The organism is Prevotella rectalis (assembly GCF_900607215.1).
GTDB lineage: Bacteria > Bacteroidota > Bacteroidia > Bacteroidales > Bacteroidaceae > Prevotella > Prevotella brunnea.
Window position 1 is genome coordinate 312581 of the sequence record NZ_LR027822.1, and the last position, 1179, is coordinate 313759.

At 48.1% G+C, this 1179-nt stretch carries 1 protein-coding gene; it reads right to left on the reverse strand.

The features are described from left to right. Positions 1-25 precede the first annotated feature (25 nt). On the reverse strand, positions 26-1179 hold a 1154-nt coding region (locus E0E16_RS09685), incomplete at its 5' end, for an IS256 family transposase (RefSeq protein ID WP_223177190.1).

Consider the following 1179-nt stretch of genomic DNA (forward strand, 5'->3'; position numbering starts at 1 on the left):
GGTAGTGTCCTTAAAAGTGTGTAATTCATCTTTCCTTTCTCTGTACTTCCACTGTTATTTTATTCTTTTCTTTCCAGTTCTTGAATTGATATATTCTCCTTTCATATGTCGTCTTTGTTTCCTCCATCGCCACGGCTGCCAGGAGGAAGATGACGGACTTCTCTGATGGCATGGATGTTCTCATTTGGATGGTTCTCCTGTACTTCCTGTTGAGCCTTTCAATCCAGTTGGTCGTATATATGCACCTCTGCACTTGAGCCGGGAAGTCCATATACGTGAAATAGGCACTGTTGCGTTCGGCCTTGTATTTTCTTAGTGCAGGATATTTCCTTTCCCATTTCTCGACAAAGGTAATGAATTGTTCGTATCCCTGCAAGGAATTCATCTCGTTGTTCTCCAATTGGAACACCTCACTGAGCTGCTGCGCCATTACCAGTTTGTCTTTATGTGATGCGCCGCTGAGTATCTGTCGCTTAACGTGTGCCACGCAGAACTGGTGTGCGGCACCGGGAAAGGCTGCACAGACGGCATTCTCTATTCCTTGCAATGCATCGGAAACAACTAAGTCTATCTGTTCGACGCCTCTTTGCTTCAAGGCCTCAAGCTCGTCTTTCCAGCAAAGAGCCCCTTCTGTGGGATGATTGACAACCGTGAGCACCTCCCTGCTGCCGTCTTCTAATACCCCCAGAATGGTATAGTAGGCTTCCTTGGACACCTGTCTGTCCCTACGGGTGGAAATAAAGGTGGCGTCGATATAGACGGCTAAGTAGTGGGAGGAAAGGCTACGGCAAAGCCACCGTTCGACGTCCTCACGGCAGCTGCCGGCAAGATGCGATACCTGCTGCTTGCTGTAGGAACGACCATAGACGCAATTTGAAATCTCGCCTATCTGCTCCGTGGTAAGACCTTTGGTGTAGAGGAGATTGAACAATTTGGCACGTTCCTCGCTTTCGCTGCGTATCAACCCTAAGAGAATGGGATAGAAGTTTCCGCTACGACTGCGCGGAATACGGAGCGAGAACTCAAAGCCGTGACTGTACCAACGACGAGAACGGAAACCATTGCATTGCTCATGGGCATTTTCGCTGACGAACAACTCTCGTTCATGATACATCAGGGAGTTCATGATTAATGACTGAAGGGTAACAAAACCCTCGCTGCTGCTTGTGTAATTCGAAA